The sequence below is a fragment of the Flavobacterium sp. Leaf359 genome (assembly GCF_001423985.1).
Classification (GTDB): domain Bacteria; phylum Bacteroidota; class Bacteroidia; order Flavobacteriales; family Flavobacteriaceae; genus Flavobacterium; species Flavobacterium lindanitolerans.
The window spans coordinates 472,162-497,027 of record NZ_LMPW01000012.1 but is presented as its reverse complement, the minus strand read 5'-3'; the positions used below and the strand labels follow the sequence as shown (position 1 = coordinate 497,027).

Here is a 24,866-nt window from a genome sequence, read left to right as displayed (position 1 = left end):
ATAAAATATTGACAGGTTTTTTTACGGATTGGAATAAATTATTACAGTCGTTCCTGTATTAATAATAAACATTTTAGTTCATAACATAAAAAACACTGTATACATTGAAAAAATTAACACTAAACCCTTTTTATCACTATCGATTTGTGATTTTTTTGCAATAAAAATAAATTAATTTGTTTATTTATAAATTATTTTTTGTAGTATTGTATCACTCTCACGCCAAAATGACTAATTAAAAACCAAACAGTATGAAACAAAGAGCTAAACTTTTAAAGAGCCTCCTTTTTATTTGGAGCATGTTGTTATTAAGTTGTCAGACAGACGAAACTCAGGAAATTTCCGGTGAAAATAATTCTGTTTCGCCTATAGTCAGCAAACCATTTACCGATTTTAAAAAACTTCCTGATTTACTTTCGGAAGCGCTCCCGGGCGACCTGCTTAGGGCAGCAAGAAACAGTAATCCTAACGCTGATTCTAACTATCAATTTGAAATCGACAGTACGTCTGTAACACAAATCACTAACAATGGCATTGAATATTATACAATGGCTGTTACCCGTGAAACAACCGAAGAAGGAACATTTGAAAATCTTGTTGTTTTTAATATCGGAAATGAGAAAAAAGCGATACTTATAAAATATAAGCCTGACGATTCTTACCTTTCCCGCTATAAGGCTGATACTCAAACCCAGTTTACCGGTAAATTCAACATGACAGAGATAAGCAGGACTTCTTTTCTTTCCAGAAGTGCTACTGCAACTAAATGTTTTATAAGCACCCAACTATATTGTACCAATAATAACCCGCCAACCTTAGCCGGCCAGGGCTGTTATAAAAACAAAGACGGCGGAGCCCATGTGAAATCGGTAATATCAATTAATTGCTTCGAAGTAGTCGTAAATAGCCCTGAACCGTATCTCGATAACAAATTCATTCTTGAACCCGTAAATGACGCCGGCGGTGGAAATCCTGATATTGCAATTCCAATTGCTACCCAACCTGTTTTTCTTGGAAACATTCAATTTAGTTTTATAAGACGTTTAACTCCGGAACAAAAAGACTGGTGGGACAGTCCTGCTAACAATAAAGCCGTGGTCTCAATTCTTAACCATCTAAACCAAAACACATTTGACGGGACAATCAATCCCGAAGCAATGGCATTTGCCAAGAAATTAATTGATTATTCTATTGCAAACGGACTCTCATTCGAATTTGACGGCAGAATAGAACCGTCCGGAACCAGAACAATAAATAGCCTGGAAGAACTAGCCGAATCTTTAAACCAACTGGAAATAAATTCAGTTGAAATGGAACAGCAACCTAACATAAGCAATACTTTTTTAGGCAGCTATAAATTCAAAATCAATCTTTTTACAGGATTAAGAATGAATGTGAAATTTTCTGTTTCCAGACAACAACGACATACGGTTACCAATGTAACTTCTGAAGAATATGGTGCATCACTGGGAGAATGGAGCCAAAGCGACTATTTCGTTGATATACTGCCCAACGGAAACATTAAAGTTGAAATTATAGGCTCTATGAAATATGATTATTCTATAGAAGGCTGGGGAATCAAAGTCTTCAAAGGAATACGTCTGACCTTAATCCTGAATCCGATGGATGCCACTATCGTAAGCTCATCATGGCGTTACAATTAATATTAAAAATCCAACTATGAAACAACAGGTCTTTGAAACAGAAACAGTATACAATCTGCCTTTTATTTTAGGCACTTTGTGGGAAGTAATCAGCCTTCTTTTTCTCGCCGTAATTATTTATTTTATAATAAAATTATATCGGAAATTAATTAAATTTTTAGATAGAAACACTCCTGATTAATCAATTATACTTAACTAAAACGGCGGGGAATTCCCGTCGTTTTGCTTATTAACTAATTAGTAACCAGATAAAATCTTACCACTTATTCTTCTATACAACCACTTATTACTTTCCATTAAAACAGGTCAGCTTTTGTGGGCATATTTATACATAATAAATTAATCAGGACAATTCTTTCACAACCCGAAGATATCAGCCAACAATAAAAGCCAAACAGAACTATGAATCTCAAAACAAAACTTCTTTTTAGCTTCCTCATAATTGGAAGCTTACTATTAGTAAACTGCCAGGTCGAAGACCTTCAGGAATCGGCCAGTAAACGCAATCCATACGCTCCTATTGTCAGTAAAGAATTTAAAGAATTTGAAAAACTTCCGGGCTTATTATCAGAAATTATACCCAATCACGGATTATCAGTCCGGAATAAGAATACAGACCCGCGTTATCAATTTGAAATAGACAGTACCGCGGTAATCCAAATTACAAATAATGGGATAGCCTATTACACGATGTCTATCACAAGAGAAAATCAGGAAGATGGCGTATTTGAAAACCTTGTTGTTTTTGATGACGGAAATGAGAAAAAGGCAATTATTGTTAAATATAAACCGGATGCCTCTTTTCTTTCCCGCTTCGAGCTAAATCCGGACACCCAATTTTCGGGAAAGTTCAATATGACGGAATTAGGACACTCCAATTTGGCCTCCCGATTGACTTCTGCCACCAAATGTTTTATAAGTACGCATTTGTATTGCACCAACAACAATCCGCCCACATTAGCCGGAAAAGGCTGCTATACTAACAAGGATGGAGGTGCACACGTGAAATCGATAACCTCTGTTAATTGTTTTGAAATAATTATAAACGAACCCGAACCCTATCTTAACAATACTTTCGTTCTTAATCCTATTAACGATGCCGGAGGCGGAAATCCTGACATTGCAACATCTATTGCAACACATCCCGTTTTTATGGGAATAATTGATTTTAGATTTATCAGGAGACTTACTCCGGAACAGAAAGCATGGTGGAATAATGCTAATAATAATGCTGCTGTGGCTGTTATATTAAACTATTTAAAAGAAAATACCTCCAATCATTCCTATGTTAACAATCAATTGATTTTAGATGGTGATATCAATAGTGAGGCAAAAGCTTTTGCCAAACAATTTATTCAAAACAGTATTGTTAGCGGATTAAATTTTAATTTTGAGAAATCTCTCGAATCTCCTGCCAATATTGACTTTACAGGCATTGATTTAAACACTACTGAAGGTAAAAAACTCGATTGCATATATAAAACTATGATGACAGTACCTGCATTTAAAGATTTATTTCAGAATACGTTTAGCACGAATGACAGAATAAATGTAAAATTTGAAATTGCAGATAATCTTCCTACCACTTTAAATGGAAATTGCCAAATGTTTCCGACTAGAGAGAATGAAATAGTTACATATAATAATTTAATCAGGATTAATAAAAATATTCTTGACAATTCTAAATCTGATATTTTTATTGCAAAAGTAATACTCCATGAAGCTATACACGCCTATTTGAATATTAAACAAGCTAATTGTAATAATGGCGCAACCTTACCTTATTTAAATAACCTACAATTAGGTGAACTTATAGGAACATTCTATCAAGGATTTAATTGTCATATAAATGTAAATGGGTCAGCACAAAGCCAACATGATTTTATTTTTAACCATATGATTCCAACATTTATGGATGTGCTATGGGGATTAAAAGACAAGCTTATCTCACAATCCCATCAACAGCAAATAACGAGCGACCCTTTTTATAATACTACTACAGAGGCGTTAGAACCTTTTATTTGGAACGACTTTTTTTATAATTTAAGCCTGGCAGGACTTCACCAAACCGAATCATTCATAAATTATATAGAAAACGACCCTGTAAAACTACAAAAATTTAATTTCTATAATAATTCCGCACAATTATTAACCAAAAACTGCAACTAATGAGAATTTTATTATTTATCCTCTTTCTTTCAAATTGTTTATTTGCACAAACTCCTTCCCAAAGAACGGATTCATTATATATCATTTTTGATTTTAAAATGACGGATGGAATAGGGAAAAGCTGGGTAAAAAAGCCGAACAACGATGAAGTTTTTTCTGTATGGAATTCGCAAAAAGACAGCATTGTTTTTAGAAAAGAAAATTCCATACAGGCTAAAGACCCGTATGTATCAAAAAGATTTTTTAAGAAAAGAAATCCAAAAAAAATCATCAATATTGATGATTTGATTAAATTGAATATAATGGAATATAGAAAACTAATGGAAAAAAATTTTATTTTCTTAATAAACGAAAAGGCAATATCTAAAAAAATAAAGCTAAATAGAATTGAAGACCGGTCCTATTATGAAAGACCACAGGAATGAAAAGTAATAGAATTTAACACGAGAGTATGTAAGCCCCTAAAATTCCGCACAATTATTAACCAAAAACTGCAACTAATGAGAATTTTATTATTTATCCTCCTTCTTTCAAATTGTTTATTTGCACAAACTCCTTCCCAAAGAACAGATTCCCTCTACATTATTTTTGATTTTAAAATGACGGATGGAATAGGGAAAAGCTGGGTAAAAAAACCAAACAACGATGAAGTTTTTTCAGTTTGGAATACGGAAAAAGACAGTATTATTTTGATAAAGGAAATTGCCATACAGGCTCATAATCCTTATGTATCGAAAAGATTCCTAAAAAAACAAAAAAACAAAAAAATAATCCACATTGATGATTTAATTAAATTAAGAGTTTTAGATTTTTTAAAATTAACGGAAACGCATTTTGTTTTTGTAATAAATGAAAAAACTCTACATAAAAAAATAAAACTTAATAGGATTGAACACATGACTTACTATGAAAAACCACAGGAATGTGAGTAAAACGTATTTCAAAGGTTTAATATAATCTTCATCAATTATCTGGTAATAAATTTTTAAAAAGGAACAGTAGATAATTTATAACCTAATATGGAGTATGAAAAAAAAATATGTCTTAATTATTTTATGCTTCTCATTTCTTTTGTCATGTAAAACATCTTCTAAGTTTAATCGAAATGAAATATCAACGGACAAAGAAAAAAAAGAATGGATTTTTGCCTTTAAGTCACAGGTATTCTATGAGTGTCTTAAAAACAATAATGTCATGATTGAAAAAGATGCTTCTCCCTCTTTAAATTTTCAAGTATTGGGAGATTTCAATGTATTATCAAAAACGACTGCTATCGGGAAAAATTATTCCAAAATTATCAACGATAGGGCAACTTGGCTTAAAGGTGGAGATTTGGAAGGCTATAAAGCTATTACTAATGGTTGTCTATCCTTTTTTGAAAGTAAAGAATTAGATTCAATTGCAAATTCGGAATATCTTAATTTTAAAAATTAAGTAGCAAAAAAAGTTGAATCAATTATACTTAACTAAAAACGGCGGGAATTCCCGTCGTTTTTTATTTTACCCTCTCACTTTAATCACTTTCTGTTTCGATTTTGTGTAACTAAAAATAAAATTCATTACTTTAGAAAGGTAAATCATTGATTTTCAAATCGAAACAGCAACACTTAACAACAGAGATATGAAAACTTTTCTATTTACTTTATTCGCAACAGCAATTGCCCCTTTTGCTTTTGCACAAGAGCCGGACAAGGCGTTGATTCGTGTAAAATATGCCTTTTCACATGTACGGGATACTACAAACAGGGAAAACTATTATAGGGAAAACATGATGCTAATAGCCGGTAAAAATGCTTCTGTATATTTAAGTTATGATAAAATAATACAGGATATAGAAGCCAAAGAAGCGTTTGAAAAACAAAAACGTCAGCAGGCTAATGTAGAAACTCCCACATTTGTTTCTCCGCCCAAAAAAAGACAATCCAATAGCATGGAGATTTTCTATTTTGCCAATCGGCATAAGTTTATTATAAAAGAGCAATTGGTGGCTTTTTATCTTACAGAAGAAAAAGTAGAAAAAATTGACTGGAAAATCTCAACCGATACCCGTATTATTGAAGGCCTGAATTGCAAAAAAGCAACAGGCTATTTTAGAGGCAGGAACTGGACAGCCTGGTTTGCGGAAGAGTTACCTTTTTCAACCGGGCCATGGAAACTGGTAGGATTGCCCGGACTAATTGTTGAAGCTTATGATGAGGATGCAGAGGTGAGTTTTATCTTTTTAGGATTGGAGAAAATTGACGAAAAGGCAAAACTGGTTAAAAATCCATCGAATGATTATACTATCAAAAAAATAGGAAGCAGCAATGTCCTTTCAGAAACTGAAATTCAATTGCCTCCAGATGCTATTAAAGCAACTCCGGAAGAAATAAAGAAATTAAAGGAAACCCGCGATAAGGACCCAAAGAAATTCCTGCAAACCCAAATGGAATTAGTAGGACTTGGCAGCCTCAAACAAGTTTCGCCTGGTAAAAACACTGGCATTCCTGCACAAATGCCCGTATTTAACAATCCGATAGAGCGCCCAAAATCTCTACATCCTTACCCATGATGATTTTTGGTGGAATGGCAACAATGAAAACAATAGTTCTTCTCCTACTTTTATTTTCATGCTCCAATCTTGCTGCTCAAGACCTGAGCAACGTACTCTTGTATGAACAGCGTTTTTTTGACAGTGACACCTGCTGCTGGAGAAAACTTGCCAATACTAAAGAATATGAAAAAGCGGGCAATATGATTGTTTCGTATCTTAAAAAGAATAAAAAACGCACCAACAGTCAATCCTTACAATGGCATGCCGGACAAATGTTTGCAAAGGCGCAAAATGATAAACAGGCCATATTTTATTTTAAAGTTTTCAGGGAAAAGCTTTACTGTTTGAATACTAAGCTTTTATAGAGATAATCAAAGAAGTCAGGTAACGATTTGGTAACAGTGCTTATTGCTTTGCTTTTCAATGTGTTTCCGTTAGCTCAATAGCAAATATACAAAATCTATCCATTTCGCTATTACCAATCTAATTTTAATCGTTTACTGGAATTTTTATTCCATTTCAAAAGTAACGGTCACATTCCCTGAACCCAATGCCGATGCTAAACCTGTTACATCATCAACTGCACCTAACTTAGTGTAGTTATATGATGTTGAAAAGGTCTTGTAAAACAGCACCAACGTTTTTGAACCGTACAACATTAAATCCCCATTTTTAATGGTTCCGGGATTGGATGAATTGGTCGGCAGGCTGTTCGGCAAATCATAGTATTTCTCATTATTATTCAGTTCAACCATATTGATGGTCAAGGGCAGCATATCCTTAAATGCCTTTGCCGAATTGTTACCCAACAATGTTGCCGTAAAGGTTTGTGAACCGACCTTTATTTTAATTTTACCGTTAGCCATAGCGGTAGTATTTTCAGGATTGTTATTTGTGTTGCTATTATCATCGCTCTTATCGCAGGACGAAGCGCTGCATACAATCATTGTCATAAAAGCCACAACCATTAAAAAAGAATGTTTCATCTGTTTATTTTTTATTTGTTTTTAATAGTCAGATGAAATGCCCAAAAAAGATTTTGTTGATTTGATAAATTCATTAATGGGCATTTCATAACTGCCATTTTATTTCAAATTGTCTTTAAAGAATGTTTCCAACTTGGCGAAAGGAATAACATCAACCTTGTCGTATAAATCTACGTGAACGGCATTCGGGATAATCATCAATTCCTTTGGTTCTGCTGCTGCCTTAAAAGCATCTTTACTGAAATAAAGGGAGTGCGTTTTTTCTCCTGCAATGATTAAAAGCGGTCTTGGCGAAATCTCTTTGATGTAGGTCAGTATCGGCATATTCATAAACGACAACGCATTGGTCGCATTCCACGCACCTGTGGAGTTCAGGGAACGCTCGTGGTAGCCTCGTGGTGTACGGTAATAGTCGTGGTATTCTTTTACAAATTGCGGTTCATCGCCTTTCAGCTTTTCAGGATTTAATATTGCGCCGGATTGGAATTTTCCTGCTTCCGCATCTTTCCAACGTTGCTCGCCTAATTGCTCCAATGTTTTTGTACGCTGTTCTAACGTAACTGCATCATTATAACCTTTAGACATTACCCTCGTCATATCGTACATACTGGTAACGGCAACGGCTTTCACACGCTTGTCAATGGCAGTAGCGTTTAAGGCAAAGCCTCCAAAACCACAAATACCGATGATACCGATTTTCTTTCGGTCAACGTTTTTCTGTATGCCGAGATAGTCCACTGCTGCGCTGAAATCTTCAGTATTAATATCAGGTGAAGCAACCGCACGAGGTTCGCCGCCGCTTTCGCCAGTGTAGGACGGGTCGAATGCCAATGCGGCAAATCCCCGTTCTGCCATTTGGTTGGCATACAATCCCGATGATTGTTCTTTCACAGCCCCGAATGGTCCACTGATGGCAAGTGCCGCCAAAGGCTCGCTGCTGGGATTTTTCGGGGTATATAAATCGCCTGAAAGCGTAATACCGTAACGGTTTTTAAACGTTACTTTTTGGCGTGTAACCTTGTCACTCAACTCAAACGTATAGTGTTCTGTTTTTGCTGTATCGTTCATTTTCTCTGAATTTTTATTGTTTGTATGCTGTGTGCAGGATTGCCCTAAAAGCATAAGGCTTAATACTGCTAAAACTGATAATCTTTTCATATCTCTCTATTTTAAATTGACTTAATGATTTTTGCAGGAATACCGCCTACAATTATGTTATCGGGAACATCTTTTGAAACAACCGCACCTGCCGCTACTATGGCATTTTCACCAATGGTTACGCCTTGCATAATGGTAGCACCTGTGCCAATCCAAGCATTCTTTTTGATGTGGATATGCCCGGTGGTCAGTGTCGCCCTGTTTCCGGGCGTTACGGGGTGTCTCTCTGACAGCAGGCTGACCTTTGGGGCTATCAGTACGTTATCTTCAATAGTGATGCCGCCCAAATCAAGAAACACACAATCGAAGTTGATGAATACGTTTTTACCTATTTTGGTATGCCGACCGTAGTTGATGTGTAGCGGTGTGAAAACGGTTGTGGTTTCGTCAATCCCACTTCCTGTAATTTGGCTTAATAAACTTCTCACTTCATTCGGCTCGGCTGTGCCGTTCATTTGAAACAACAATTTCTTTGTATCGTAACAGGCTTGTCCTATTTTGGAATATTGAGGGTCGCTGAATGGTACACTTTCGCCATTACGTAACCGTTCAAATATATCTGTTGTTGCTGTTTCCATTGCCTAACATTTTATGATACAAAGGTAAAAACAAAGCCTTACAACGGTTTTGCTGTAAGGCTCAAATTGCTTTTCTGTAAGGCTCAATTTTGGTTTGATAAATATTTTGGACGTGACCCTGCGGGTCGGGCTATTCGCTACAAGTCCTCGCTCGTTCTTCGCTGTGGGCTTTTCGCTTCTATCCCTCACGCAAAGCGAACGCTAAATAATGCGGTTGAGATTTTTGTTTAATTTTGTGGCACATTATAAACAAATATGTGTAAATAGGCACTGTAACAAAAAGACAGACTGAAAATGGCAGTATTCTTCCCGACTTTTGACGAAATACAAAACCTGAAAGTAAAACCTGAAATCGGAGAACTGTATTTGCTTAACTTTCTCAAAAATAATTTAGACGACAGTTTTGAAATTTTCTTCAATCCATTTCTCAACGGAGATAGACCTGACGTAATAATAATGAAAGAAAACCAAAGCGTTTTAATCATTGAAGTCAAAGATTATGTTTTGGACAGTTATGAATTAGACGAGCGGAAAAATTGGAAAGTAAAAAATATTAATCAACACATTAAGTCGCCTATTTCCCAAGTATTACAATACAAGGAAAATCTTTTCAACTTACATATTGAAAATCTTTTAGCAAAGAAAATATCGAATATTAAAAATTTCAACATTGTAAGTTGTGCTGTTTATTTTCATAATGCTACAAGTACTGAACTCTCGAATTTTTTAGTTGAACCATTTAAACACGACAAAAAATATTTAGACTTTTTAAAGTATAATATTCAACTAATTGGCAGAGATGATTTATCTGAAAATCCATTTAATGAAATTTTGAGAAGTTGTTATCTTATATCTAATCAACCTTCATTCTATTTCACAAATGACATATATAAAAGCTTCAAACGGTTTTTAAATCCGCCATATCATTTTAAGGAACAAGTGGAAAAAGAAATTCCATACACTAAAAAACAGCTTGAAATAATTTATGGTGGAAAAGAAAAAAAGGAACAAAGGATAAAAGGTGTCGTAGGTTCGGGAAAAACAACAATATTGGCTGCGAGAGCAGTTCAAGCGGTTAAAAGAACTGATGAAGAAGTTTTGATATTAACCTACAACATCACTCTAAAAAACTACATTAAAGATAAAATTAGTAAAGTTCGTGAAAACTTCAATTGGACAAACTTCATAATCTTAAATTACCATTTATTCATTAATACTGAACTCAACAATATTGGCGTAGAAATCAAAGTTCCTGAAAATTTTGATGAAAATACAGACGAGTTTAAGGAAGAATATTTTGAGAAAAATTACTATTCAAATTTAAATCTCTTTGAAGAAAACAAAGATAAATTAAAAAAATACAGTGCTATTTTCATTGATGAAATTCAAGACTATAAAAGACCTTGGATGGATATTATCAAAACTTATTTTTTAAAAGAAGATGGAGAATATGTGCTATTCGGAGATGTAAAACAGAATATTTACAATAACAAAATTGAAAACAAGGACATTTCAACGAATGTAAAAGGTGTCAACGAATTAAAAAACAGTTTTCGTTCTGACTATAAAATTCAGGATTTGACAATTGAATTTCAGAATGAATTTTTTAAAGACAAATATGAAATTGACAATAAAAATGAATTTTCAAATGTTCTACAAATTGACTTTCAAAAAGAGCAATTAGGTGCAATAAACTATATTTATTTATCTGATGTTGATAGCGTTGTAAGTTTGTACACAATAATTTATCAAAATGCTATAAATAAAGGAATTCAACCCAATGACATTACCGTTTTGGGAAACACAATTTCTTTACTCAAAAAATTTGACGCTTACTATCGTTACAGTTCAAACGAAAAGACAAATACAATGTTTGAAACCAGCGAAATGATATATCGCTATGGAATTAATTTCGTTGGAAAAGGGCCATTACCTTGGCTTGTAGAATTTAAAAAATTACTCAAAAGAGAAAATGATAGAAACGCAGAAAAGGCGAACAATCAAATCAGTATCCTTCTAACATTATATGATTTGTATTTAGAATATCCCGAACAGTTCAAAGAGAAATTAGAAATTCGTTGTAGAACTTTCGGAACGACTTTTACAGACTTGGCTCTATTTATAGAGAAATATACAAACGAAATTAAAGAGTTTAAAAATACTTATAACCCAAATACACTAAGTAAAAATTTGAAGTTCATCCGAGACAACAAAAAAATGAACTTTTATATGAATAGTGGAACAGTGAAAATTTCAACAATTCATAGTTTTAAAGGGTGGGAATGCGAAAACTTATTTTTAATTATTGAGAAACGACATTCGGTAAGTTTTGATGAAATTTTATACACAGGAATTACAAGAAGTAGGACAAACCTTATTATTATCAACTATGGAAATACAGAGTATAACGACAAACTTAACGAACTAATAAAACGAGTAAAATAAGCATTATACAAAAAGATTAGAACGGAAAGCCCGACCCACTTGCATTTTTTGTGCTGGCTTTTGAGCGTTGGCAAAAATGCAAAGGGGACACGCCCAAAATATAAAAAATTACACCTCTGTCGGTGGGATACCATATTGCTTTTTAAATGCAGTAGAGAAATGTGAGGGGTTTTTAAAACCTACTTCCATATATACCTCCTGTACTTTTTTCTTTTCTTCCTTTAGTTTGATATAAGCCATTTCCAAACGTTTATTGATGAGCCATTTTTGTGGTGTGAGGCTGCTTATCTTTTTAAAATCCCTTTTGAATGTTGCTAAACTCCGACCTGTAAAAGCTGCGATTTGTTCCATTGAAAGCTCCTGCATATAGTTTTCGTTCAGGAACTCCAAAAGGTCAATTTTCCACGGGTCGGCAAAGTCGAAAAGTATCGGGTAAAATACTTCTGAATTGTTGAGCAAAGCGTAAATGCCCTCCAATAGTTTTAAATGTGTTACGCCCTCTGTTGGTTTTACATTGCTGTCGAAATATGGAGTAAGGGATTGAAACAAACTTTCAATCGCAGGGCTTGGCTTTAGCTTGAAAACTTTTTTGTCTGATATAGGCACATCTTTAGGGATCTCCGCTTTATTCATCTTGCTATAAAACTCCCGCAAAACATTACGTTGAAACGTCAGCGAAATACCTTTGTAGCAATCTGCGCCTTTACTGTTTTTGAACATTTGTAGACGGTTATCTCTCCTGATGAATGCACATTCTCCCGCCTTTATTATGGTCTTTTTATTCCGGTCAACAATAACCTGTTCGCCCGAATAGATATATACCAAAACGTGTTCGGGTTTGGAGTGTACACAGTGTGCGCCATATTCGGAAAAACACGAAAGGAAAATTCCCGAATAGCTTAATGTGTCGTATTTATCTTCTTGCTCTACATTCATAACCTGCTGATATTATTCCTGTACAAATTTAGAAATTTTGTGCCTGCTTTGCTTTTCTGAAAGGCTCATTTTGTTTTGCTGTGAGGTTCACTGTAAATATTTTTCAGATGCTCTGCTTCTAATTCTTCGGTCAGCTGAATAATTTTTTGACACAATAACGCCATTTCTACCGTTTGCTTTTCTAACCTATAAAGGAAAGCTGCTGCTTTTTTCTCGGAAAAATGATGGTATAACATCTTCACGATTTGGTTGTAGTTTACACCAATACTCCTGAACTGGCTGTGGAAATTGGTTAATCGCATATAGTAATCCATTGTAACCTTATCAATTTTTACCGTTTTGATTTCTTTTCCAAACAACACGGAAGTAATGAATTTAGCCTTGGTATGTACACCGGATTTCTCAAACATTGCCAGAAATCGGGCGTTTTCTTCATCGGTAAGCCTGAACATATACCTGTTTTGTGCAGGGTTAAGCTTTGGTTTTCTACCGCCTTTGTTCCATTTTTTTCTTTGATTTCCATCCATAACAATCTATTTTTAATATTTCAACCATTCGACTTCGGAGAAATGGTTTAGCTCCCTGCGTAAGGGCAAGTGGTTTTGAGCAGCGGAATTTATTTCGAGCAGCTCAAAACACAACTTGCCGTGTTCCGGTGAACACAATAATCCACTCTTCGAGATGGATTGTAGTCAGCAGAGAAATGCTCATTTCCTGTGTCAAATTTCAGGAAGAATAATAGAAACCCTGTAAGCCATTGAACGCCAAACACTGCCATTGAATGCCATATTTATGTGGTTGTTGCATATCTCCTTTTATTTGTCCGAACAATGAGCGAGTTGTATAAACGGAAAAACGTACAAACGGTCATATATGGCTCCCAATGCCTGAAAGAACAAACGACAAAAATTACAAACAGACAAATACAAAAATTATGAACAGAGACAATGAGAAAAAAGTGACACCGGATATTGATGAAGCGAAAATGATGGAATTGATGGTGGATGGAGTAAGAAAAGATGGTTTTAAAGTTCCTGTTGAAGAACCAATCCAACAGCAGGAAAAAGAAAAGCCTGTTTCAAGAGAACGTAGCAGGATAAAAAGTAATAGTCAGGCTGATTATGAAAAGATATTTTTTAAGGAGGTAAAGGGTACGGCACGGCAGGGAAAATCGGTATATATTGACCCCGACCACCACAAAAAACTCTCCCGTATCGTTCAGGTTATCGGAGAAGATAACATTACAATCTATGCTTATCTATGTAATTTATTGGATTACCATTTTCAGGAGTTTGAACAGCAGATAACGGCAAGCTTCAATGAAAAGAATAAGCCTATTTTTTAGTCCATAAACACGGTGTTTCATCCTCACAAAATTGTTTCCAAAAGAAAAAAACAGAAAAAAAAGAAAGCCATTCAAACAAGGCGGACAAGCGGAAAACCAAAAGGAAACGGAATAAGTCCCGAAGGGTGGCAGGGCAACACAACAACCCGGCGAAGCCACCTTATTTGCCCTGCCATTATGCCGTAGTCTTTTGGTTGGGCTGTGCGGTGGCTGTCCGCTTTACCTTTGCTACCTTTTTGTTCTTTTTGGGTACATTTTCAACTATTCAATTTGGCAACTGAACGCCAAATACTACCTCTGAAAGCAATATTAGAAAGCCCCATATAAGTACCTTATATTTTTAAGGTTCAAATGATACAGATATGGAGATAACGGTTTTAGACATTCAGATTTTGAAAGCACTACACAGGGAAGTAAAGGAAGTTTCTTTATTGATTGAGGAAATCACAGCGCCTTACAAAGCATTGCAACAGGCAACGAAATGGCTCGACCAACAGGAAGCCTGCCAACTGCTGAACATTAGCAAACGTACGTTGCAGACGTACAGGGCAAAGGGTATTCTTGGAGCAACGCAAATCAATCGGAAAACGTATTTCAGATTATCCGAAGTGGAATTACTGATGCAGGGAGAGCGACCATTAAAAAAGCAGAAGAAATGAAACAGATTGGAAATTCAAACGAGGATATGCTTGCACTGCTCGAAGCTGTGGTAGGCATCAAAAATGAACTGCTGTATATCAGGGAATATTTCCACCCACTCTTAAAAGGGGAAATCTACCTGTCAGGTGAACAGGTTTGCGAGATGCTGCACATCAGCAAACGGACGTTGCAACAGTACAGAGATGACGGACTGATACCTTTTATCAAACTCGAACGGAAAATCCTTTTCCGGGAAAGTGATATTGTGAAGGTATTGGAAGATAACTATTGTAATTGATATAGAAAACCAATAGTTAGCTTACTGTCTATTTATCAGATAATTACAAGGAGACGGATAATTATTATCACGATTTAGATTGCTTACGTAACCCGATTACTGCGTTTACAATATTTTGTTTAGCATCTTTATTGCCCCATTCTTTCCAAAATTTAATTGTTGCACTGTCTGGCTTTATTGTTGGTTCTGAAATAAGTACCCTTGTTGGCAATAATGAGGCATCTCCAACTATCAATGCTTCGCCAATGTCTAAGATTGGAAGAACTTCTGTTAAACCTGTAAGATTATCTGGTAAAAGTCTTTTAATTACAGCTTGGTCTTCAGCATTAGCAAGTCGTAACGAAATAAAGTTGTTGCACTGACTTAAAACAGTTCGGTTTACTTCGGCTGGTCGTTGGCTGATTACAGTTAAGCTCACTCCATATTTTCTACCTTCTTTTGCAATTCTTTCAAAACTTTTCAAACCAAGTTCGGAAGCACTATCTTGATTTGTTCTTTCTGGAATGTACAGGTGAGCTTCATCACAAAGTAAACAAATTGGATGTTGATTTTCTTTCGTTGTCCATTGTTGAACTGTAAAAATAATTCTTGCAACTAAACCAATTACTAAGGGTAAAACATCGGACGGCACTTCGGAAAAATCTATGATTTTTACGCCTGATTTTTTGCCATTAAGTTCCGAACCGTGCATCAACGCGCTACAAAAATCGTTCAACCAATCTAATTGTAATTCATCTTCGGAAATTTGAAATAAAAATCCTAAGCGTTTATCATCTTTCTTTGCTTCAAGACGCTGAATGAAGCGAGATAATTTCCCATTAAAATCTCCATTTTTACCTGCTGACGTAGAACCTGCAACACGCTCTGTGTCTAATCGTTTAAGTTCGTCTAAAACAGCATCTAATTTGTACGGTATTGGACTGTCAATTGTTAAGTTATTAGTAAATACTGTATCTCCTATTGAAGTAAGGTAGTTTTTCTTTTCAGTATATACAGTTCTCGAAAAAACCATTGCCTGATTTGGCGCATTACTGTCACTTCTATCAAGCAACATTGCCAACATTTCTTCATAGGTTAATAACCAATAAGGCAACATCAAAACACCGTTTGCAAGGTTGCCCTTTTTGCCCAAATCCGAAGGATTGGCAATTCTGAAATGTTGTATTCCGTCAGCTTTAAAGTTTGCTCCGCTATATTCTCCGTGTATATCAAATAAGATAGAATTTGCCATTGGCAATTTTGCTATCTGTTCAATGATTTTGGCTACACACCAAGACTTACCCGAACCTGTACTGCCAACAATTACAGCGTGTCTTTGAAAAAGTTTATCTCCGTCCAAAAATGCTTCTGCATTTTCATCTATGGAATATTTTCCGATTGAAAGCGGAATTTCATAATTCTCTTTTGTGGAAATAGTTTGCATAAACTTGGTAATATTCTCTCCGTCTATCGGATAACATTTTGCTTCTATTTCTGGAACTGTATCAAGTGTTCTTTTGAAAACGTTTTCTTTCTCTCCGTGTTTATTCAACAAAGTGCCAATCAAATTCACTTTCAAAATGTTTTCTGTGAAAAGGAAATTGTTTAATCCCAAATCGTCTCCTGCTGGTTGTTCTTCATCAGAAGCCTTCCGAGTTATGCGGTTGATAATTCCGATTAAATGTTGTCCTGCTTTTGAACTTTGAATTGCCACCAAGTGATTGACTTGTAATTTTCTTAGTTTTTCGAGTTCGTCAACTTTTATGATTAGTGTTGCCGTGTCAACACTAAAAACTGTTCCAATAGAAGAATTGTCTTCAAAAGTGAATATTGCCATATTGTGTTATTGTATTCGTTTTAGGTATTCTGCCAAGTTCCAATAGCTAACGTCTTCAATTATATGTTCTCCTTGACTTGATGAATATATTTTGGTGTCTTTGCCATTGCTTTCTTCCATTAAGATATAATTCTTACAGCCTCCATCAATTATTGTTTCTTTTGTTTTGGGTGTTAATTCTTTCGTGATAACAATGATTGGTTTTGTCTTTATTTGTTGAATGAGTTTTGGTTGTACGTGAACATCATTAAAGCCGTATCCAATACACAAATAACCATTTGCATTTTGAATTTCATTATCTGCTTGTGCGAATATGGTTCTGTATGGTTCATTATGCGTTTCGGCATATTTACTAAGTCCTGGCGTTACAATTAATGGCTTGTAATCTTGTGGAATATCTTTACGTAGAGGTAAATGCACATTTTCTTTATTTGATGTTTCAAACCAATCCAAAGAGCCGTGAACTTTCCAAATATTAACTTGTCCGCTATATCCTTTTATGTTTGACAAAGCATTTGTGTGAATGTTATCTGAAAAATGTCCGATGTAGTTTTGAGCATATCCCGTACAAATAAATGCTTCGGCAGTACTTGCACTATATTCTGCAATGCGGTCGTAATTAGTTGTCACTATGGAAAGTTTTCTGTTGGTAGTTGAAAGCAAATGTTTCATCAATATTACCAATGGTACTTCTTTACTATTCAAAACAAATTGTTCGTATGCAATCAAATCGGCTTCCGAAATCAACTCCCAAGTGGCTTTAATTACAGCTTTCAGAACATTATCATTGAGTTGTATGCTCAACAAGGCTTTTTCCAAGTCTTGAAACTCATCAAGACTTTTCTTAAATGCTTCAAGTTGAGTATTATCGATATCATTATCAAAAGACAATGTACTTTTTAGATATTCTCCAAGTCTCCACATCGACGGTAAGCCAAAAGGAACAGAACCTCCACTACCCAATATAATCAAAGGAACTTTATTTGTCCAATCTTGAAGTTGTTTTAATAATGCGTCAAAGTCCATTTGTAATTTTCATTATATTGTTATTTCATATTTTTCTATCAAAAATTCATCAACTTCTTCTTTAGTTGCTCCATTTGATAGAAAGTATCTGTCTTGTTCGTTCAACTCACAAATACCAAAATTCTTTACGTAGTTTTTGGCATATGATAAAAAGCCTGCTGAATATGGCTTGCTTGTATTTGCCATATAATATTCAAATACTTTTGATTCCAAAATACGTTTCAGTATTTTAAGTTCTTCGGGCGATTCATCAAAAATTGCGTAACCGCAATAAATCAACATTTCCTTTTGGTCGGTAAAAACAAAGTGTGGATTTTTTGCCATATAAGGGAAAAGCAGTTTGTAACCTTTGTCGGATAATGCTTGTGTTCGTCCAAATGCATACCAAGCATCGTAATTTCCATTACCGTTGTCTCTTAATATCAAGGATTTCTTATTGTCTAACAAGTACTTATAGGCTTTTGGGAAGTTTGATTTTAAATATTTCTCAGTCATTAGTGAAAGCGGACTCATTCCATTTGTGTATGGATAAATCAGTTTCTCTTTCACAATTTCAATCTCGTGTTCATATTTGAGAATATTAGGTTTTATTATGTCACGGCAAATCACTTTTTCTATTTCATATTCTTTTCCGTTTTGCTCGAGTATAAAATAATTTTCCGTTTCAGAAACAGGTTTAAAAATATAAGTGTCATTACTAAGCGTAGCTATACCGTTTCTTATCTTGTATTTTTCCCCTAATGGCTTTCCTGTATTCTCAATTCGTTTGATATTTTCGACAATTTTTTTGTCATTAAGAAGCCAACCCTTATGAAAGTCCAAATCTTTATAAGGAATTCTATTGAAAGATTTAAGTTCGTTTTTGGTCAAAGTAGAGCCGCTCTCCTTTTTGAATGAAACAAATGATGATTGCTTCTTAGAGATTAAACAAATACAAGTATATGCAGACTTCTTTCCAAACAATTTTTCGTGTCCGAAATCAATAATACTCAAATTGTATTTCTTTTCTTGGAAATACTTTCGTAATTGTCTTGCATTTACACTTTTGTAGAATGAATTTACTGTTATATAACCCAAAACGCCATTTTCATTTAGTTGTGTTAAGCCTATTTCAAAAAATGGAATATATAAATCAGGATTGCCTGATTTTGTAACAGTCCAATTGGATAAAAGCATTTTAGATGCTTTGTCAATGTTTTTTGCTCTTACATAAGGCGGATTGCCGACAATTAAATCAAACCCGTTATTTTTTTTTATTTTTGGATTGTTTTTAAGCCAATCGAATGAAAGGGCATTACCACAATGCAAATTAAATTTAAACTCTTTTCTATCTTCATTATTTGCCAAAGCCAAAAGTGAAAGCAGAATTTCTGTTCTTCTGATGCTACTTTTACTAATATCTAAACCAAAGATATTTTCACTAAATATCTGATAATAAGTTTTGTCAGTTTCCGACTTTAATTTGTTGGAAACAGTATATAAAAATGCTCCACAACCGCAAGCAATATCTGCAACTAAGGCATCTTGATGTGGTTTTTCAATTTTTGAAAATGAATTTTCTACTATAAAGGTTTTGATATAGTTTGGCGTATAAACGGCTCCGTTAATAACTTGTTCCTTTTTAGGAATAGCCAATTCAAACGCTTCAATCAGGTCATCAAAAGTAAACTTAACATCCAAATGAATGTGTTGGCTCAATGGAGAATTATTTGAAATAATCAGCGATTGTATTAAAGTATTGTTTCTGACCTTTATAGCATTTGCTTTAATAAAAGCAGAAACAATAATCTTATTCAGAGAAGTTTCATCTTCGCTGAACTGATTAATGATATTTTTAAATTCTTTCTGCATTTTGTCAGTTTAAAATTTGAATTCGGTCAATGTTTCTACCCCTGTCGCTAAAGAATGCTTTTTCTTCATCAGTTAATCCATAGAGTTGATAACACAATTCATCTAATGCATTCCATTGTGCCGCAAGTAATCTTGAAATACTTCTTTGCTGTGATGGGGAAGAAGATTTATAGTTACTTTGTAATTCGTCAATTCGTTTAGCAATCCTTGCCAAGCCAGATTTCAATTGCGTGTTTTGTCTGAAATTTTCGACAGGAAAAGGAACAGGTTCAAGAAATTGCTTGTTGAATTTAAAATAGCCGTTCGACTGAGGATTAGCAATTGACCTTGCTAAAACAGAATACACGGTTGAGTTAATGACTGCCGATAAAGCATATAAGCTATTTTCGTCTTTTTCGGGAATGTCTATAAAAAATACATTGGCATTGTCGCAATAAGTTCTATCAGAAGATGTAACGTTAGCGAAAGTATCTAAAGCTGTCATTGGGACTAATATTTTAGGGTAAGTGGCTCCGTGATTTTGTACCCTTGTAAACAAGTGCCAAGAATTGTCAGTATATTTTTCAGGGAACTTCTTTGGTAATGTCTCAACTGTGGCTTCAATAACAGCCTTGTTTCTTCGTAAATATTCAGAAGCAAGAGGAAACCGTTCCTCAAAATCAGAGAATTTTATTTCTGATACAATTCCGTCTGCAACATCATAAGGAAAGATAACAAATACATCTGCAGTGTCTTTTCTGTACGGATAGAAATTCTCATTACAAATGAGCGGTCTGCAAGCATCCAATTCAATCTCAAAATCTTCTTCAATGTGGGATTTTCCTCTGATGATTCCATTTTCAACAGAAATAGGTCTTATGTGATAAGCTCTATCCCAAAGTACTTGAACGCCAACACGCACTTTTGCATAATCTCCTAAAGAACCGTTCTCTAATAATCGTGTTTTGATTTCAATAAGTTGATTGTCGTCAAAACTCCAAGGATTAGCAGTAATGGCGGTCGCTGGTAAAATAGAATATTGTTCAGGTGCAACATCTGGTGTTTCTGTTTCTCTTAATTGCGACGCAAGTGTTTCAGTATTTCCGTCAAATAATTTAAAACTAAAATTATCGGGAGATGATTTATCTAAAAGAAGTAAGGCTACATAAGTAATTCTGTCTTTGAATATAGTAGTTGTTTCAAAATCAATTACTGATGAAAGATAATTAGATGTTGTAATTATTTCTCGTATTTTCTTGCCGTATTCTGTTTTGAAAAATCTTTTTTGGACAATATATCCAAGTTTCCCTGACGGATTTAATAATTCTATACCTCTTTCGATAAAAGGAATAGCCAAATCAACTTTTCCGTTTTTTGCAGACGGAAATTTTCTTTTGATGTACAGATGCATATAAGGTAAATCTACATTGTAGTGTTTTACCTCCACATAGGGCGGATTTCCGACTATAAAATCAAAACCACCTTTTTCCTCAAATATTTCTCTGAAGCCGTGTTCGCCTTTCCAATCAAAAATGTTTGTATTTAAAAATTCCTCTTCGTTGTTTTCAAGTGATGGGAATATTTCGAGAATATCAGACTCAACCAATGAATTGCCACAACGAATATTATTGCCTATTCCGTTTAAGATTTTATTTCCAAAAACACCAATTTCGTTGTATGATTCAAGGTATTCGGAAGTATCTACAATTTTTAGAGATAAAGACATTTTAGCAACCTCAACAGCTTCAGGGTCAATATCAACCCCGAAAATACAATTGTCCATAATTGCTTTTTTACCCAATATATTAACGATTACATCATCATTTGTGGATACGAAGTACTGCTGAAAATCGGGATGATTGGAAGTGAAAAATAATTCACGGAAAATTTCTTCTATATAATCATAAACCTCAATAGCAAAAACACCGCTTCCACAAGCTATATCTAAAATCTTTTTATCGAAAATGCTTTCAATTCCTTCTTCCAAAAGTTTTTGCTTAGGAATAGTTCTTCGGATAATTTCCTGAACAATATATTGTGGTGTACTAACAGCACCTTTCGTCTTTAAATATTCACTTTTGATTTCGTCTTTTACCTCATTGTCTCCAATCAGCAGTTTTTTAGAAAGAAAAATTTCGTAAATATCACTAAGTACCTTTGTAGGTATTACATCAAAGCGGTATGGAGACGGATAATAAAGTTTTTGTAATAGTTGGTCAAAAACTTCATTAGAAATTTCGATTTCGTGAATTGCATTTATACGGTCAAACAAAGGTCCGTCATAATGTTCAAAGAAATCAAAATAGGAAGAATTTTTAAATTCATTCCAAAACCCTCCTTCTTTGAAGGAGAGCAACAATCCCTCTTCTTCAATTTTTCGTGCTTCACATACCCGAATGAATAAAATTCTATTGATGATGATTTGAACAATATAACTAAGATTTGCTGAATTAATTCCAATATAATCAGTGTTTCTATTAAGAATATCGGTCGCTAAAGCTAATCGGAAATCCGAAAGCTGTTGAGCAAATTTAAAGTCAGGAGTTGTTTTTTCGACATAACGATTCCCTTGAAAAGAAGCAGAATAAATCTCGTCAAGTTTACCTTTATAAATATTTTCTTTAAGAAGATGTGCTTCTAAAACATCAAATTTTTCAATATAATCGTCAAGAGTAAAGTACAACCTTCCCAAATTGGCGTTTTGTCCTCTTTCAGGTGTATATGTACAATCGAAGATTGCAAATTCTTCAAAATTTGAAATGAAAGCACAGGGAGCTAAAATTGACCAACCGTAAGATTTTATCTGGAAAGCAGCTTCTGCATCTTCAAGAATTTTTACAGTAATATCTTTGGCATCAAGAAACGTTAGTTTCTGTCTCGCAACTTTGAAAGTGTAATCAGGTCGTGTGTTTTGTGAACCAATTTCTTTCAGTTTTTCTTTCTCTGATTTTGATAACACTTTCTCTTGAAGAATTTGAGATGTATCCCGAACATCCCAACCGAAAATTGCTAATAATTCGTTGAGCCAAGTTCTGATTGTTTCTTCTGAGGTCAAATCAAGTTTGCCTTGTTCTTTGAACTTAGTGTATTCCGCAATGAGCTCAGCTAATTTTTGTTTTCGTTGTTCTGAACTCATTTTCTTTTCTTTTTTGTTTGATAGTTGATTTCTTCTTCTGCTGCAATTAGAATGTCTTTGGCATATTTTTCATCGATAAGCTGATATGCGACTTGTCGACTCATAAATGCTACCACAAGTTCTTTCTCATCCACATTGAAGGTCTTGGCAATTATTGGAAGCATTTGCCTGTTTACAGGTCGCTCTCCTCGTTCTAACTTACTCAATGTACTTTGGTCTATATCGAGCAATGCGGCAAGCTTCCGTAAAGGCATTTCTGCCTGTTCTCTAAGTTGTCTGATATGGTCGCCTAAGTTTTCCATTTGCATCTTGAAATTTATTTCTTGACATTGTTGTCAAATTTAATCTAATATTTCATTCTACCAAAATCTTTAGTAAAGTTTTCTTTATGTAGATAAGGTTGAGTTAAATTGAGAAAGAAGCCAATGCAATAACATTCACCTTCTTTATAGGCTTCATCGTTGCGAAACAAAAGACCGTTCCATCCCCTTAAATTTATGCGATACCTTTTGCATATCCTTTCCAACTTTCTCGTTGAGTATCTTGGCATAAATCTGTGTGGTGGCAATGTTTTTATGTCCTAACATCTTGCTTAAACTTTCGAGCGGAACACCTTCGCTTAAAAACAAAGTTGCAAACGTATGACGTGCCAAGTGAAAAGTTACTTTCTTTTCTTTCAGGCAGTCGATAAGTCCGGATATTCTCTTCAAGCTGTCATTGCAAACAGTGTTTGAGGGTACGGGAAAAACCCTTCCGTCCTTTTCCAGTCCCGCATATTTCTCGATAATCATTTTCGGAATATCCAAAAGCATCACGTTTGACGATGTTGCCGTCTTTTTCCGGCGTATGATAATCCACCTGTTACCGTCAAAGAACTCCTGAAGATGGCTGTTTTTCAATGCTTTCATATCCGAATAAGACAGTCCTGTAAAGCAACTGAAAACGAACAGGTCTTTTACCAACTCATCTTTCTTTGTAGCACAGTTGAATGTTACAAGTTGTTCCAACTCGTTCCGTAACAGATAGCCTCTATCTTTGTCCTTTTTGGTATTCTTGTATTCACTGAACGGATTGAAAGCAAGATGCTTTCTGCTCATTGCCAATCGGCAAAGCGTGGTAAATCCAATCATATATACCCAAACCGTGTTATGCCCCAAATGATGGTTATCACGCAGGTAGTAATCAAAGTCCTGCACAAAATCAGGGGTAAGACTGCTAAACGATACATCGGTATAACCGTATTTCACACGTGCAAAATTGCGAAGATGCTTTGTGAGTGTCCTGTATCTCCGGTAAGAACCTATAACCCTAAGTCCGCTACCTACTTTTTTCTCGAAGTCTAAAAGAAATTGTTCACAGAACTTGAAAAAGGTCAGTTCTCCGCTTTCCATACCGAGAAAGGCATTTTTAAGCTTCGCACTGTTTACCGTCCCCTCGTTCTTTAGGATTTTGGAATAACAGTCTTCCATACCCAAACGGATTTTGTCAAGTTTGTCGTTTACCTCTTGGGCTTCTCTGCTTTTTCCTGTAACCCTGCCGTACTTCAAATCCCAATTTATTGAAGAAATATCCAGTTTGGTACTGAATGCAGACTGCGTACCATTTACGGTAATTCTACACATAATCGGAACCAATCCGTTTTTCTTTGGGGCATTCTTTTTAAGGTAAAACAATACCTTAAACGTTGATTTTTTTGTCGTTTCCATACTCACAATTCTTAATGATAAAATTAAACTTATGTGAGCTACGGAACAATATGAAAAACTGAGCAAAAAGCTGAAATACAGTATTTTAAAATAAGTATTTTCGATATTTAAAAGTAACGTTTTAGTAACCTTACTTTTGCCAAACCTCGCTTTTTACTGCTTTTTACCTCATTACCAAAAAATCATAAAAAGGCTGTAAATCCTTTATTTACAACCGTTTTACCTGTTTTTAATTTTTGATGTATTTTTACTGAAACTTTATTTTAAAAAAACCTATAATTTTTTATACCGGTTGTTTGGAGGTGACGAGGGAAAAGCATGGTATTTCTATGCAAAGGGAACTGTTGCTTTTATAAAACGGGATAAAGAAAGACTACAAAAGATGATACAGAAATGGGATAAAAATCTTCCAAAAGACAGGAATTATGATGCCTTAGTACAGCTTTATGAAAATTGGGATAAAAAATATTTAGAGGCGACGGAGTGATGAAGTTATAAAGTTGGAAAGTCATAAAGTTATAAAGTTGTAAGGTTAGATGGCTGAAAGTAGTATTTACGATACACATTCCTATCTGATAATTTTAGGATTTTACAGCCAATA

23 protein-coding genes are annotated in these 24,866 nt (G+C 34.7%); 12 read left to right on the top strand and 11 right to left on the bottom strand.

Annotated features, from left to right (window positions below; all coding sequences use genetic code 11):
• The first annotated feature begins 251 nt into the window (after window positions 1-251).
• From ASG38_RS10635 to ASG38_RS10605, 7 genes are all read left to right on the top strand, one after another.
• Entirely contained in the window at window positions 252-1,664 is a 1,413-nt protein-coding gene (locus tag ASG38_RS10635; RefSeq protein WP_157486146.1) for a hypothetical protein, read from the top strand.
• A gap of 402 nt (window positions 1,665-2,066) precedes the next feature.
• Window positions 2,067-3,833 (top strand): SprT-like domain-containing protein, encoded by a 1,767-nt coding sequence (locus ASG38_RS10630; protein WP_056070350.1) that lies wholly within the window; start codon window positions 2,067-2,069, stop codon window positions 3,831-3,833.
• Entirely contained in the window at window positions 3,833-4,258 is a 426-nt protein-coding gene (locus ASG38_RS10625) for a hypothetical protein (RefSeq protein WP_056070347.1), read from the top strand. The genes ASG38_RS10630 and ASG38_RS10625 overlap by 1 nt, the downstream gene beginning before the upstream one ends.
• A gap of 75 nt (window positions 4,259-4,333) precedes the next feature.
• Window positions 4,334-4,765, top strand: a complete 432-nt coding sequence (locus tag ASG38_RS10620; RefSeq protein WP_056070344.1) for a hypothetical protein — start codon at window positions 4,334-4,336, stop codon at window positions 4,763-4,765.
• Window positions 4,766-4,859: 94 nt separating this feature from the next.
• Window positions 4,860-5,267, top strand: coding sequence for a hypothetical protein (locus ASG38_RS10615; RefSeq protein ID WP_056070341.1), 408 nt, complete (start codon window positions 4,860-4,862; stop codon window positions 5,265-5,267).
• A gap of 187 nt (window positions 5,268-5,454) precedes the next feature.
• Window positions 5,455-6,384, top strand: coding sequence for a GLPGLI family protein (locus ASG38_RS10610; RefSeq protein ID WP_056070338.1), 930 nt, complete (start codon window positions 5,455-5,457; stop codon window positions 6,382-6,384).
• A gap of 23 nt (window positions 6,385-6,407) precedes the next feature.
• Complete coding sequence (locus tag ASG38_RS10605) at window positions 6,408-6,731, top strand: hypothetical protein (protein ID WP_157486145.1); 324 nt, start codon at window positions 6,408-6,410, stop codon at window positions 6,729-6,731.
• A gap of 144 nt (window positions 6,732-6,875) precedes the next feature.
• Here the strand turns inward: ASG38_RS10605 and ASG38_RS10600 are convergent, their stop codons facing one another.
• The 3 genes from ASG38_RS10600 to ASG38_RS10590 form a co-directional block, all read right to left on the bottom strand.
• A complete protein-coding gene (locus ASG38_RS10600) occupies window positions 6,876-7,352 on the bottom strand; it encodes a cyclophilin-like fold protein (protein WP_056070332.1) in 477 nt (158 codons plus the stop codon).
• Window positions 7,353-7,451: 99 nt separating this feature from the next.
• The gene (locus ASG38_RS10595; RefSeq protein ID WP_056070330.1) at window positions 7,452-8,510 is read right to left on the bottom strand and encodes an alpha/beta hydrolase; all 1,059 of its coding nucleotides are present in this window, start codon (window positions 8,508-8,510) and stop codon (window positions 7,452-7,454) included.
• An 11-nt stretch (window positions 8,511-8,521) separates the two neighbouring features.
• Window positions 8,522-9,088, bottom strand: a complete 567-nt coding sequence (locus ASG38_RS10590) for a DapH/DapD/GlmU-related protein (protein ID WP_056070326.1) — start codon at window positions 9,086-9,088, stop codon at window positions 8,522-8,524.
• A 294-nt stretch (window positions 9,089-9,382) separates the two neighbouring features.
• Here ASG38_RS10590 and ASG38_RS10585 point away from each other — a divergent pair, with 294 nt between their 5' ends.
• Window positions 9,383-11,533 (top strand): nuclease-related domain-containing DEAD/DEAH box helicase, encoded by a 2,151-nt coding sequence (locus ASG38_RS10585; RefSeq protein WP_056070324.1) that lies wholly within the window; start codon window positions 9,383-9,385, stop codon window positions 11,531-11,533.
• A gap of 108 nt (window positions 11,534-11,641) precedes the next feature.
• On the opposite strand, the gene ASG38_RS10580 is transcribed toward ASG38_RS10585, so the two are convergent.
• Together ASG38_RS10580 and mobA are read right to left on the bottom strand one after the other, a co-directional pair.
• A complete protein-coding gene (locus ASG38_RS10580) occupies window positions 11,642-12,469 on the bottom strand; it encodes an AraC family transcriptional regulator (RefSeq protein ID WP_056070322.1) in 828 nt (275 codons plus the stop codon).
• 65 nt (window positions 12,470-12,534) lie between these two features.
• Window positions 12,535-12,996, bottom strand: a complete 462-nt coding sequence (gene mobA, locus ASG38_RS10575; protein ID WP_056070319.1) for a conjugal transfer protein MobA — start codon at window positions 12,994-12,996, stop codon at window positions 12,535-12,537.
• Window positions 12,997-13,403: 407 nt separating this feature from the next.
• On the opposite strand from mobA, the gene ASG38_RS10570 reads away from it, so the two are divergent.
• The 3 genes from ASG38_RS10570 (at window position 13,404) to ASG38_RS10560 (ending at window position 14,751) form a co-directional block, all read left to right on the top strand.
• On the top strand, window positions 13,404-13,814 hold the full coding sequence (locus tag ASG38_RS10570) for a DUF3408 domain-containing protein (RefSeq protein WP_056071418.1): 411 nt from the start codon (window positions 13,404-13,406) through the stop codon (window positions 13,812-13,814).
• Window positions 13,815-14,176: 362 nt separating this feature from the next.
• A complete protein-coding gene (locus ASG38_RS10565; protein ID WP_056070316.1) occupies window positions 14,177-14,473 on the top strand; it encodes a helix-turn-helix domain-containing protein in 297 nt (98 codons plus the stop codon).
• The gene (locus ASG38_RS10560; RefSeq protein ID WP_056070312.1) at window positions 14,470-14,751 is read left to right on the top strand and encodes a helix-turn-helix domain-containing protein; all 282 of its coding nucleotides are present in this window, start codon (window positions 14,470-14,472) and stop codon (window positions 14,749-14,751) included. Before ASG38_RS10565 ends, ASG38_RS10560 begins: the two co-directional genes overlap by 4 nt.
• A 67-nt stretch (window positions 14,752-14,818) precedes the next feature.
• Here the strand turns inward: ASG38_RS10560 and ASG38_RS10555 are convergent, their stop codons facing one another.
• From ASG38_RS10555 to ASG38_RS10530, 6 genes are all read right to left on the bottom strand, one after another.
• The gene (locus ASG38_RS10555) at window positions 14,819-16,567 is read right to left on the bottom strand and encodes an ATP-binding protein (RefSeq protein WP_056070308.1); all 1,749 of its coding nucleotides are present in this window, start codon (window positions 16,565-16,567) and stop codon (window positions 14,819-14,821) included.
• Between the two features lie 6 nt (window positions 16,568-16,573).
• On the bottom strand, window positions 16,574-17,593 hold the full coding sequence (locus tag ASG38_RS10550; RefSeq protein WP_056070305.1) for an SIR2 family protein: 1,020 nt from the start codon (window positions 17,591-17,593) through the stop codon (window positions 16,574-16,576).
• Between the two features lie 12 nt (window positions 17,594-17,605).
• Window positions 17,606-19,444 (bottom strand): N-6 DNA methylase, encoded by a 1,839-nt coding sequence (locus ASG38_RS10545; protein ID WP_056070301.1) that lies wholly within the window; start codon window positions 19,442-19,444, stop codon window positions 17,606-17,608.
• 4 nt (window positions 19,445-19,448) lie between these two features.
• The gene (locus tag ASG38_RS10540) at window positions 19,449-22,559 is read right to left on the bottom strand and encodes an N-6 DNA methylase (RefSeq protein WP_056070297.1); all 3,111 of its coding nucleotides are present in this window, start codon (window positions 22,557-22,559) and stop codon (window positions 19,449-19,451) included.
• Window positions 22,556-22,861, bottom strand: a complete 306-nt coding sequence (locus ASG38_RS10535; protein ID WP_235498585.1) for a helix-turn-helix domain-containing protein — start codon at window positions 22,859-22,861, stop codon at window positions 22,556-22,558. The genes ASG38_RS10540 and ASG38_RS10535 overlap by 4 nt, the downstream gene beginning before the upstream one ends.
• Window positions 22,862-23,014: 153 nt before the next feature.
• On the bottom strand, window positions 23,015-24,265 hold the full coding sequence (locus ASG38_RS10530; protein ID WP_056070290.1) for a site-specific integrase: 1,251 nt from the start codon (window positions 24,263-24,265) through the stop codon (window positions 23,015-23,017).
• Window positions 24,266-24,557: 292 nt separating this feature from the next.
• Between ASG38_RS10530 and ASG38_RS18295 the strand changes: the two genes are divergently transcribed.
• Window positions 24,558-24,752, top strand: a complete 195-nt coding sequence (locus ASG38_RS18295; protein ID WP_056070288.1) for a hypothetical protein — start codon at window positions 24,558-24,560, stop codon at window positions 24,750-24,752.
• The last annotated feature ends 114 nt before the right edge of the window (window positions 24,753-24,866 follow it).

Bases quoted from the DNA above. Each gene is read 5' to 3' on its own strand.
- ASG38_RS10635 (WP_157486146.1), top strand. From the start codon at position 252: ATGAAACAAAGAGCTAAACTTTTAAAGAGCCTCCTTTTTATTTGGAGC.
- ASG38_RS10630 (WP_056070350.1), top strand. From the start codon at position 2,067: ATGAATCTCAAAACAAAACTTCTTTTTAGCTTCCTCATAATTGGAAGC.
- ASG38_RS10625 (WP_056070347.1), top strand. From the start codon at position 3,833: ATGAGAATTTTATTATTTATCCTCTTTCTTTCAAATTGTTTATTTGCA.
- ASG38_RS10620 (WP_056070344.1), top strand. From the start codon at position 4,334: ATGAGAATTTTATTATTTATCCTCCTTCTTTCAAATTGTTTATTTGCA.
- ASG38_RS10615 (WP_056070341.1), top strand. From the start codon at position 4,860: ATGAAAAAAAAATATGTCTTAATTATTTTATGCTTCTCATTTCTTTTG.
- ASG38_RS10610 (WP_056070338.1), top strand. From the start codon at position 5,455: ATGAAAACTTTTCTATTTACTTTATTCGCAACAGCAATTGCCCCTTTT.
- ASG38_RS10605 (WP_157486145.1), top strand. From the start codon at position 6,408: ATGAAAACAATAGTTCTTCTCCTACTTTTATTTTCATGCTCCAATCTT.
- ASG38_RS10600 (WP_056070332.1), bottom strand. From the start codon at position 7,352: ATGAAACATTCTTTTTTAATGGTTGTGGCTTTTATGACAATGATTGTA.
- ASG38_RS10595 (WP_056070330.1), bottom strand. From the start codon at position 8,510: ATGAAAAGATTATCAGTTTTAGCAGTATTAAGCCTTATGCTTTTAGGG.
- ASG38_RS10590 (WP_056070326.1), bottom strand. From the start codon at position 9,088: ATGGAAACAGCAACAACAGATATATTTGAACGGTTACGTAATGGCGAA.
- ASG38_RS10585 (WP_056070324.1), top strand. From the start codon at position 9,383: ATGGCAGTATTCTTCCCGACTTTTGACGAAATACAAAACCTGAAAGTA.
- ASG38_RS10580 (WP_056070322.1), bottom strand. From the start codon at position 12,469: ATGAATGTAGAGCAAGAAGATAAATACGACACATTAAGCTATTCGGGA.
- mobA (WP_056070319.1), bottom strand. From the start codon at position 12,996: ATGGATGGAAATCAAAGAAAAAAATGGAACAAAGGCGGTAGAAAACCA.
- ASG38_RS10570 (WP_056071418.1), top strand. From the start codon at position 13,404: ATGAACAGAGACAATGAGAAAAAAGTGACACCGGATATTGATGAAGCG.
- ASG38_RS10565 (WP_056070316.1), top strand. From the start codon at position 14,177: ATGGAGATAACGGTTTTAGACATTCAGATTTTGAAAGCACTACACAGG.
- ASG38_RS10560 (WP_056070312.1), top strand. From the start codon at position 14,470: ATGAAACAGATTGGAAATTCAAACGAGGATATGCTTGCACTGCTCGAA.
- ASG38_RS10555 (WP_056070308.1), bottom strand. From the start codon at position 16,567: ATGGCAATATTCACTTTTGAAGACAATTCTTCTATTGGAACAGTTTTT.
- ASG38_RS10550 (WP_056070305.1), bottom strand. From the start codon at position 17,593: ATGGACTTTGACGCATTATTAAAACAACTTCAAGATTGGACAAATAAA.
- ASG38_RS10545 (WP_056070301.1), bottom strand. From the start codon at position 19,444: ATGCAGAAAGAATTTAAAAATATCATTAATCAGTTCAGCGAAGATGAA.
- ASG38_RS10540 (WP_056070297.1), bottom strand. From the start codon at position 22,559: ATGAGTTCAGAACAACGAAAACAAAAATTAGCTGAGCTCATTGCGGAA.
- ASG38_RS10535 (WP_235498585.1), bottom strand. From the start codon at position 22,861: ATGGAAAACTTAGGCGACCATATCAGACAACTTAGAGAACAGGCAGAA.
- ASG38_RS10530 (WP_056070290.1), bottom strand. From the start codon at position 24,265: ATGGAAACGACAAAAAAATCAACGTTTAAGGTATTGTTTTACCTTAAA.